This is a genomic window from uncultured Ruminococcus sp. (genome assembly GCF_946415235.1).
GTDB lineage: Bacteria > Bacillota > Clostridia > Oscillospirales > Ruminococcaceae > Ruminococcus.
On record NZ_CAMKRR010000124.1, the window covers coordinates 1 to 8,102 of the forward strand.

The window sequence follows — 8,102 nt, forward strand, 5'->3', positions numbered from 1 at the left end:
AGAGCAGCTTCCATAACACCGCCTGTAGCACCGAAGATAACGCCTGCACCTGTAGAGATTCCCAGCGGATCATCGAACTTCTCCTCAGGGAGTGAGTTGAAGAGGATACCTGCACGCTCGATCATTCTGCCGAGCTCACGTGTTGTGAGAGCATAGTCAACATCAGGTACGCCTGCAGCGCTCTGATCGGGTCTGCCGATCTCGAACTTCTTTGCAGTACATGGCATAATAGATACCATAACGATATTCTTGGGATCAATACCCATCTTCTGTGCATAGTATGTCTTAGCTGTTGCGCCGAACATCTGCTGAGGCGACTTGCAGCTTGAGAGGTGATCGAGAAGATCGGGATAGTAGTGCTCACAGAACTTGACCCATCCCGGTGAGCATGATGTGATAAGAGGAAGTGTTCCGCCGTTTGAGAAACGATCAAGGAACTCGTTTGCTTCTTCCATGATAGTAAGGTCAGCAGCAAAGTCTGTATCGAATACCTTGTCGAAGCCAAGTCTGCGGAGAGCAGCTGCCATCTTGCCTTCAACGTTTGTGCCGATAGGATTGCCGAAGCACTCACCGAGACCTGCACGAACAGCAGGAGCTGTCTGTACGAGAACTGTCTTCTCGGGATCAGCGATAGCTGCCATAACTTCCTTGGTGTAATCCTTCTCTGAAAGAGCACCTACTGGACATACTGCGATACACTGTCCGCAGGATACGCAGCTTGTCTCACCGAGTCCCATATCGAATGCAGAACCGATATATGTCTTGAATCCGCGCTCGTTTGCACCGATAACGCCGATTCCCTGTGTCTTTGCACATACTGCTACGCAGCGGCGGCAAAGGATACACTTGTTGTTGTCACGGTACATATGAGGAGCGGAATTGTCTACATCGTACTCGTTCTTCACGCCGTCGTACTTTGTAGCGTCCTCTACGCCGTAGTCCTTAGCAAGCTTCTGAAGCTCGCAGTTGCCGCTTCTTACGCAGGAGAGGCACTTTCTGTCATGAGTTGAAAGGATGAGCTCGAGAGTCTTCTTTCTTGACTCGATTACCTTAGGTGAGCTTGTGAGGATCTCCATATTGTTGGAACATGGATATACGCAGCCTGCTACCAGACGGAAGCCTCTGCCCTCGTTTACCTCTGTAACGCAGATACGGCAGGCACCGATCTCGTTGATCTCCTTCATATAGCAAAGTGTAGGAATTTCAAAGCCTGCCATGTGAGCAGCCTCAAGAACAGTGGTGCCCTTGGGAACTTCTAATTCAACACCGTTGATTTTAACTGTAATATTTTCCATCACTATTCCTCCGCTTACTTCTTGATGATTGCCTTGAACTTACATGTTGCGATACAAGCACCGCACTTCACGCACTTATTCTTGTCGATCTCCATTGCAGCAAGCTTCTTGCCGGGTGCAATGTAGTCAGTTCTTGTGATAGCGGAAGCAGGACACTGCTTAGCACACATACCGCAGCCGATACAGCTGTCCTTATTGATCTCGAAGCTGAGGAGGTCCTTACATACGCCTGCAGGACATTTCTTGTCAACTACGTGAGCAATATACTCGTCGCGGAAGCATCTGAGTGTTGAAAGAACAGGGTTCGGAGCTGTCTGTCCGAGACCGCAGAGTGAATTAGCCTTGATGTGGTAAGCGAGCTCTTCGAGCTTGTCGAGGTCCTCGAGAGTTCCCTTGCCCTTTGTGATCCTGTCAAGGATCTCCCACATTCTCTTTGTACCGATACGGCATGGTGTACATTTACCGCATGACTCGTCAACAGTGAATTCGAGGAAGAACTTTGCGATATCGACCATACAGTTGTCTTCGTCCATAACGATGAGTCCGCCTGAACCCATCATCGAACCGATACCGATGAGGTTATCGTAGTCGATCGGGATATCGAAGTTTGAAGCGTCGATACATCCGCCTGAAGGACCGCCTGTCTGAGCAGCCTTGAACTTCTTGCCGTTGGGGATGCCGCCGCCGATCTCTTCGATAACTTCACGGAGAGTTGTACCCATAGGAACTTCAACAAGTCCTGTGTTCCTTATCTTACCGCCGAGTGCGAATACCTTTGTACCCTTTGACTTCTCTGTACCCATTGATGCGAACCACTGAGCACCGTTGAGGATGATCTGGGGGATATTGGCATATGTCTCAACATTGTTGAGGATAGTAGGCTTCTGGAAGAGACCTTTTTCAGCAGGGAAAGGAGGTCTCGGACGGGGCTCACCGCGGTTGCCCTCGATAGATGTCATAAGAGCTGTCTCCTCACCGCAAACGAATGCGCCTGCGCCGAGACGAAGGTCGATATCGAATGAGAAGTCGGAACCGAAGATGTTCTTGCCGAGCATACCGTTTTCACGAGCCTGCTTGATAGCGATGTTAAGACGCTCAACAGCAATAGGATACTCTGCACGAACGTATATGTAACCCTGTGAAGCACCAATAGCATAACCTGCGATAGTCATAGCTTCGAGTACAACGTGTGGGTCGCCCTCGAGTACGGAACGGTCCATAAATGCGCCCGGGTCACCCTCGTCGGCGTTGCAGCATACATACTTCTGATCTGCGTTGGGAACGATGTTTCTTGCGAGCTTCCACTTCATGCCTGTGGGGAATCCGCCGCCGCCGCGTCCGCGGAGACCTGAATCGAGGATAGTCTGGATAACGTCCTCGGGAGTCATCTCTGTGAGCACCTTGCCGAGAGCTGCATAACCGTCACGGCCGATGTACTCGTTGATGTTCTCGGGATTGATAACACCGCAGTTTCTGAGAGCTACACGGTGCTGCTTTTTATAGAATGATGTATCGTCGAGAGACTTGATATCGTCGCCAGAAACTGTTTCCTCGTAGAGGAATTCCTTTACAGGCTTGCCGCCGATAAGGTGCTCGTCAACGATGCGCGGGATCTCTTCTACCTTAACACGTGAGTAGAATGAACCCTCGGGATATACGATCATGATAGGTCCGCGCTCGCAGAGTCCGAAGCAGCCTGTCTTAACGATCTGTACTTTATCTGTAAGTCCTTTTTCTGCAAATTCCTTTTCGAGCTCTGCAATGATCTTGGGTGAGCCCGATGATGTACATCCTGTACCGCCGCAGACAAGGACGTGTCTTTCATATTTTGAAGAAGCATTGCCATGTGTTCTGAGAGCGACCTCGCCCTTCATGCTGTCTCTGACAACCTTGAGTTCTTCAAGAGTCTTCATAAGTTAACCTCCTAAATGGTAATGTTTGGAATCAAGCGTATTTTTCGATGATCTTGTCAATGTCGTCAACAGTAAGACGGCCGTAAACATCTTCGTTTACAGTAAGAACGGGTGCAAGTCCGCATGCGCCTATGCAGCGGCAGGCATCAAGAGAGAACTTACCGTCGGGAGTGCACTCGCCTCCGCCAATTCCAAGCTTTTCCTGAAGCTTATTGTAAATATCTCCGGAACCCTTTACATAGCAGGCTGTACCAAGACAGACTGATATTGTGTATTCTCCCTTCGGATAGAGAGAGAACTGAGCGTAGAAGGTAACAACGCCGTAGATCTTCTCAAGCGGGATGCCTGTGTTGTCGGAAATAATTGCCTGAACCTCGATCGGAAGGTAGCCGTAGATTTCCTGAGCTTTCTGGAGTATCGGCATGAGTGAACCCTTGTCGTTCTTTTTCTCTTCGATGACCTTGAGAAGCTCAGCCTCCTGCTCGGGAGTACCCTTGAAGGGAACAGTTGATTTAGCTGAATTCATTAAATGAACCTCCTTATAATATCTGTGAAAAATGTAACAATGTCGAGCATAAAAATTATGAGACAAATGCTAATCTCACATATCCTAAATATTATACCATATTAAAAAGAATATTTCTATCGCCATTTTAGCCTAATTCAATTCTACATTACTGTACATTTTAGACAAATACAGCACAATATGTCAGCTGCAAAAAATTTACATTTACACTTGTAAAGGCTCTTAGTTTACCGATAGGTTTTAATTAAAACAAACCAACTTTTATTTCGTGTCAAAGTTTAATTCAAGATTAATATGATAAATGTTATATCAAATTATGGCGGCTTTCTGTTTTCCTTTATCATGCGTAAAAAATATGATTGCTTTTTCAAGATCAATTATTTAATCTTAATCAGGCGTATATATTCATTTATTATACTTATTTAAAAAAAATTCAAAATTCGGATATTTCGATTGTTATTGACAAACCCTGTTTATTATTGTATATTAAAAATATAACATATACATAAACAGCGTATTTCCGCTGTTTCCGTTCTGTCTGCGGAATGTCCTGCACTGCGTTCCGACTATTTTATCACCGTTATACGGAAAAGGAGAAATTATGAGTTTACCAAACGACCCCGTTATCTTGCTCAGTTATATCAATACGCTTCTGCGTGACAAATATCCGTCCTACGAAGAGCTTTGCAAAAGCCTTTGTGTTCCTGCGGATGATATCGAGAAAAAACTGAACGGAATAGGTTATGTTTACGATCCACAAACAAATTCATTCAGATAGTATCACTTTTTAAGGATACTTTGGCGGTGTGCTTACACCGTATGGGAGGGCTTATGAAACAGATAATCCAAAAGATAACAGCTTTTTCAGCTTCTGCTGTGATAGCTGTTTGCTCCGCAGTCAGCAGTTCTGCGATCGGAGCTGACACTACAGAAAAGACGACCTATACAGTACATTTTGACCTCAGCGAGGAGGGAGTTTCCATCGCTCCCGATGATGACGGAAATATCCCCGAGATAACTGATCTCACAAAGAGCGCAAACACTTCTTTCTTTATCCCCGACGCTTCTCTTGTAAGAGAAGGATACAGCTTCTCCGGCTGGACGGAAGACGATATCAAAGGTATCGTTCCGGGTGATGTTTACAGAGTAAAGGACCATGATATCACTCTCAGACCTGTATGGTCCGTTGCAGGCGATAAGGAGTTCCACACCGTTACCTTCAGAGTTGAATGGGAAGGTGAGATCGACAAGGAAGCCGAAAAGCTTGTTCCCCCTGCAAAAAGACAGTCTGGCAAGTTCGTTGCAGTACCTCTTTACAGCTTCCCCCGCAGCGGCTACAAGCAGCGCGGCTGGACTGACGGTACAACGGAGTTTGCGGTCGAGGAATATATTATCGTCCACGATGAAGACATCACTCTTACGCCGAATTTAAAGAAGCTGTACAATCTGAAATATTCAGTCGGCGACGCTGACAGGATCAACGGTCTGACCGAGCTCATATTTGAGATAGCTGAGGGTGAACCGACCAATCTCCAGAACACAGACCGATTTTCAAGGAACGGTTATAGAACTGTCGGCTGGCACTGCGAGAACGACGGCAAGGATTACGGCGCTGTAGCTCCGTTCACTATGCCATCAGAAGATGTTCTTATGACACCTATCTGGGAGGCTATACAGTACACTATCAACTTCAAGCCTTCAAACAATGCAAGCGATAATATCAAGGTCCGCGGACTGACCGATACGGCTATCACTATCCCCGAATGCAGCTATATAAAAGAAGGCTATACTTTTGGCGGTTGGCAGTACAAGGATACGATCTGTCAGCCGGGCGACGAGTACGTTATTCCCGGTGCCGAGCCCGGTATGGGAATTTCATTCAAGGCTGTATGGATAGAAGACGGCGCAGAGCAGACAACAACTACAACTTCGTCCTCTGTTACAACAACAACTTCTTCCACTACGACCACTACGGAAGCATCTTCGACTACGACCACCATCTCTTCAACGACATCAGTTTCCTCAACGACATCGGTTTCAACTACTACCGATGTTTCCACGACGACCACAACTACTGCAAGTGAGATAAAGCCATATTCGTATGTTATAACGGTACGTGATAAAAATACCGACGAGCTTATCAGCGATGCTGTTTTAACTGCGAGCTGGTTTATTGAATATGAGATCAACGGACAGGATGTCCATACAGGTCCTTTAGAGCTTATTGATACATCTAAGGGCAATCCCGCTGTTATCAGCTATGAAAAGTACAAGGATGCCAAGGAATGCAGCTTCTCCATAAGCGGATTAAAGGAAGGTTCAACTTACACCTTCAGCAATGAAGATTGCACTATTGAATCAGATAATGAAAAACACATCGTTTACTACAATGTTTACCTTACCAAATCTGAGATCGCTTACGGCGACGCAAACTGTGACGGTACGATCGACATGGCCGACGCAGTGCTTATAATGCAGGCACTTGCAAATCCGAACAAATACGATGTGGGCGGAACTTCCGAAAACTGCATCACCGAAAAAGGCAGACAAAATGCTGATGTTGATCCTTCAGCAACAGGTCTGACTACAAACGACGCCCTGACTATACAGTTATATCTTCTCAAAACAATAGACGCTCTTCCTCTTGTAATAGAGCAGCCTGTTGTAGATTAAATAAGACTGCCGAAGCAGTCCGTATAAAGTAAAATGACCGAGGGTATATCCAAAAAGCCCTCGGTTTTTTGTTTCATATAATGCCAAGTCCTTCAAGCAGAAGCTTCAGTCCTATAAGGATAAGAATGATACCGCCTGCGATCTCCGCTTTTTTCTCGTATCTGCTTCCGAACCTGTGACCGATTAAAACTCCCGCAAGCGAAAGAGCAAATGTGGTAACGCCTATCATAGTTACTGAAAAGAGCAGATCCGTTTTTTCAGCCGTAAATACTATTCCCACAGCAAGTGCGTCTATGCTTGTTGCGATCGCAAGGAGGAAAAGCTCCTTTATGTCAAGGCGGTATTCCCTGCCGTCTTCTTCCTCGTCATCTCCCCTTATGGCTTCATATATCATTTTTCCGCCGATGATCGCAAGCAGTCCGAATGATACCCAATGGCTGAACAGGCTTATCGCATTTTCAAAGCGGCTGCCGAGAAAATATCCTATCATCGGCATTATCCCCTGAAATACTCCAAAGAACAGTGCAGTTATTATACCACCTTTCATGTCGAGCTTTTTCATGCTCAGCCCCTTACAGACCGAAACCGAAAAGGCGTCCATTGCAAGTCCCACAGAGATAAGAAGCAATTCGGTCAATGTCATAATGAATACATCCTCTCAAAAAAAATCGGATACCGCAGTACCCGATGCAAACTCAGGCACGACGAAAAAAGCCGTACATGAGTCTCATTATTTAAGGCAAAACCGAACGCTTTTGCGTTAGTATGTCGGCTTGCCGCACACATTGAGTGTGTTAACTACTCCCTCATATAACAATGCTTATTATACATTGTATTTAAGAGCCTGTCAACATATTTCTGTTAGCAGATAATAACCTTATAACTCATATTCAAAAATATAATCGTCCATCACATAGCCGCTGCCGATATCCGTTACAGCTTCGTCCACTATAACGAAGCCCGTCTTTTTGTATACTTCTATTGCATGATCGTTGTGCTTGTTGACCGTGAGATATACTCTTGTTTTGCCGTATCTTTCCGCTTCATCAAAGACCTTTTTCAGCATGAGCGAAGCTATTCCCCTGCCACGCTTGTCGCTGCGGAGATAAAGCTTGCTCAGAAAAAAGCGGTCGTCCTTTTCGGGCTTTACACCTATATAGCCGCAAAGCTCCTCATCTTCACGGACTGCATAATAGCTGTAGTCCTGCTCTATCAGCTGCTTCGTCATAGCCTTGTATGACTGGAATTTCTCTACCATATAGTCTATCTGATCGATACTTATTATATCGGTGAAGCACTCATGCCATATTTTATCCGCAAGTGCGGCAACTTCCCTGAGCTCTGTGTCGCTGCTCACCTTTTTTATCGTTACAGCCATATTATCTCCTTATAAAAAAGAAGAATAAAGATATGCTCTCTATTCTTCTTTTTTCTGTCATTATTCTTCGTCGGGCATTTCCCAGTTGTGGTATACGTTCTGAACATCGTCGTTCTCTTCGAGATGCTCAAGGAGAAGGTTCATCTTCTTTATGTGATCCTCGTCTGTGAGAGATGTATATGTTGAAGGTATCATCTCAGACTCTGCAGATATAACATTGTATCCCTTTTCGGTAAGTCCCTCGCGGAGAGCGTGTACATTTTCGGGAGCGCACTCGATCTCGACCGTCTCCTCGTTGATGTCGAAGTCCTCGCCGC

At 45.8% G+C, this 8,102-nt stretch carries 8 protein-coding genes; 2 read left to right on the plus strand and 6 right to left on the minus strand.

Features of this window, described 5'->3' with window-relative positions; translation table 11 throughout:
• The 3 genes from Q0R37_RS14250 to Q0R37_RS14260 all read right to left on the minus strand — a co-directional run.
• On the minus strand, positions 1-1,295 hold a 1,295-nt coding region (locus Q0R37_RS14250; protein WP_294755227.1), incomplete at its 3' end, for a [FeFe] hydrogenase, group A.
• Between the two features lie 14 nt (positions 1,296-1,309).
• On the minus strand, positions 1,310-3,169 hold the full coding sequence (locus tag Q0R37_RS14255) for an NADH-quinone oxidoreductase subunit NuoF (protein WP_294755238.1): 1,860 nt from the start codon (positions 3,167-3,169) through the stop codon (positions 1,310-1,312).
• Between the two features lie 70 nt (positions 3,170-3,239).
• Positions 3,240-3,734 carry an NAD(P)H-dependent oxidoreductase subunit E gene (locus Q0R37_RS14260; protein ID WP_294755229.1) on the minus strand — a complete coding sequence of 165 codons (495 nt, stop codon included), beginning with the start codon at positions 3,732-3,734 and terminating at the stop codon, positions 3,240-3,242.
• A gap of 601 nt (positions 3,735-4,335) precedes the next feature.
• Here Q0R37_RS14260 and Q0R37_RS14265 point away from each other — a divergent pair.
• Both Q0R37_RS14265 and Q0R37_RS14270 read left to right on the plus strand, forming a co-directional pair.
• Positions 4,336-4,512 carry a DUF4250 domain-containing protein gene (locus Q0R37_RS14265; protein ID WP_294755231.1) on the plus strand — a complete coding sequence of 59 codons (177 nt, stop codon included), beginning with the start codon at positions 4,336-4,338 and terminating at the stop codon, positions 4,510-4,512.
• Positions 4,513-4,565: 53 nt separating this feature from the next.
• Positions 4,566-6,407 carry a dockerin type I repeat-containing protein gene (locus Q0R37_RS14270; protein WP_294755233.1) on the plus strand — a complete coding sequence of 614 codons (1,842 nt, stop codon included), beginning with the start codon at positions 4,566-4,568 and terminating at the stop codon, positions 6,405-6,407.
• A gap of 73 nt (positions 6,408-6,480) precedes the next feature.
• Here the strand turns inward: Q0R37_RS14270 and Q0R37_RS14275 are convergent, their stop codons facing one another.
• The 3 genes from Q0R37_RS14275 to Q0R37_RS14285 form a co-directional block, all read right to left on the minus strand.
• Positions 6,481-7,050: a manganese efflux pump MntP family protein gene (locus Q0R37_RS14275; protein WP_294755235.1), complete on the minus strand. Its 570-nt coding sequence runs from the start codon at positions 7,048-7,050 to the stop codon at positions 6,481-6,483.
• A 234-nt stretch (positions 7,051-7,284) separates the two neighbouring features.
• Entirely contained in the window at positions 7,285-7,785 is a 501-nt protein-coding gene (locus Q0R37_RS14280; RefSeq protein ID WP_294755236.1) for a GNAT family N-acetyltransferase, read from the minus strand.
• 60 nt (positions 7,786-7,845) lie between these two features.
• On the minus strand, positions 7,846-8,102 hold a 257-nt coding region (locus Q0R37_RS14285), incomplete at its 5' end, for a YebC/PmpR family DNA-binding transcriptional regulator (protein WP_294755237.1).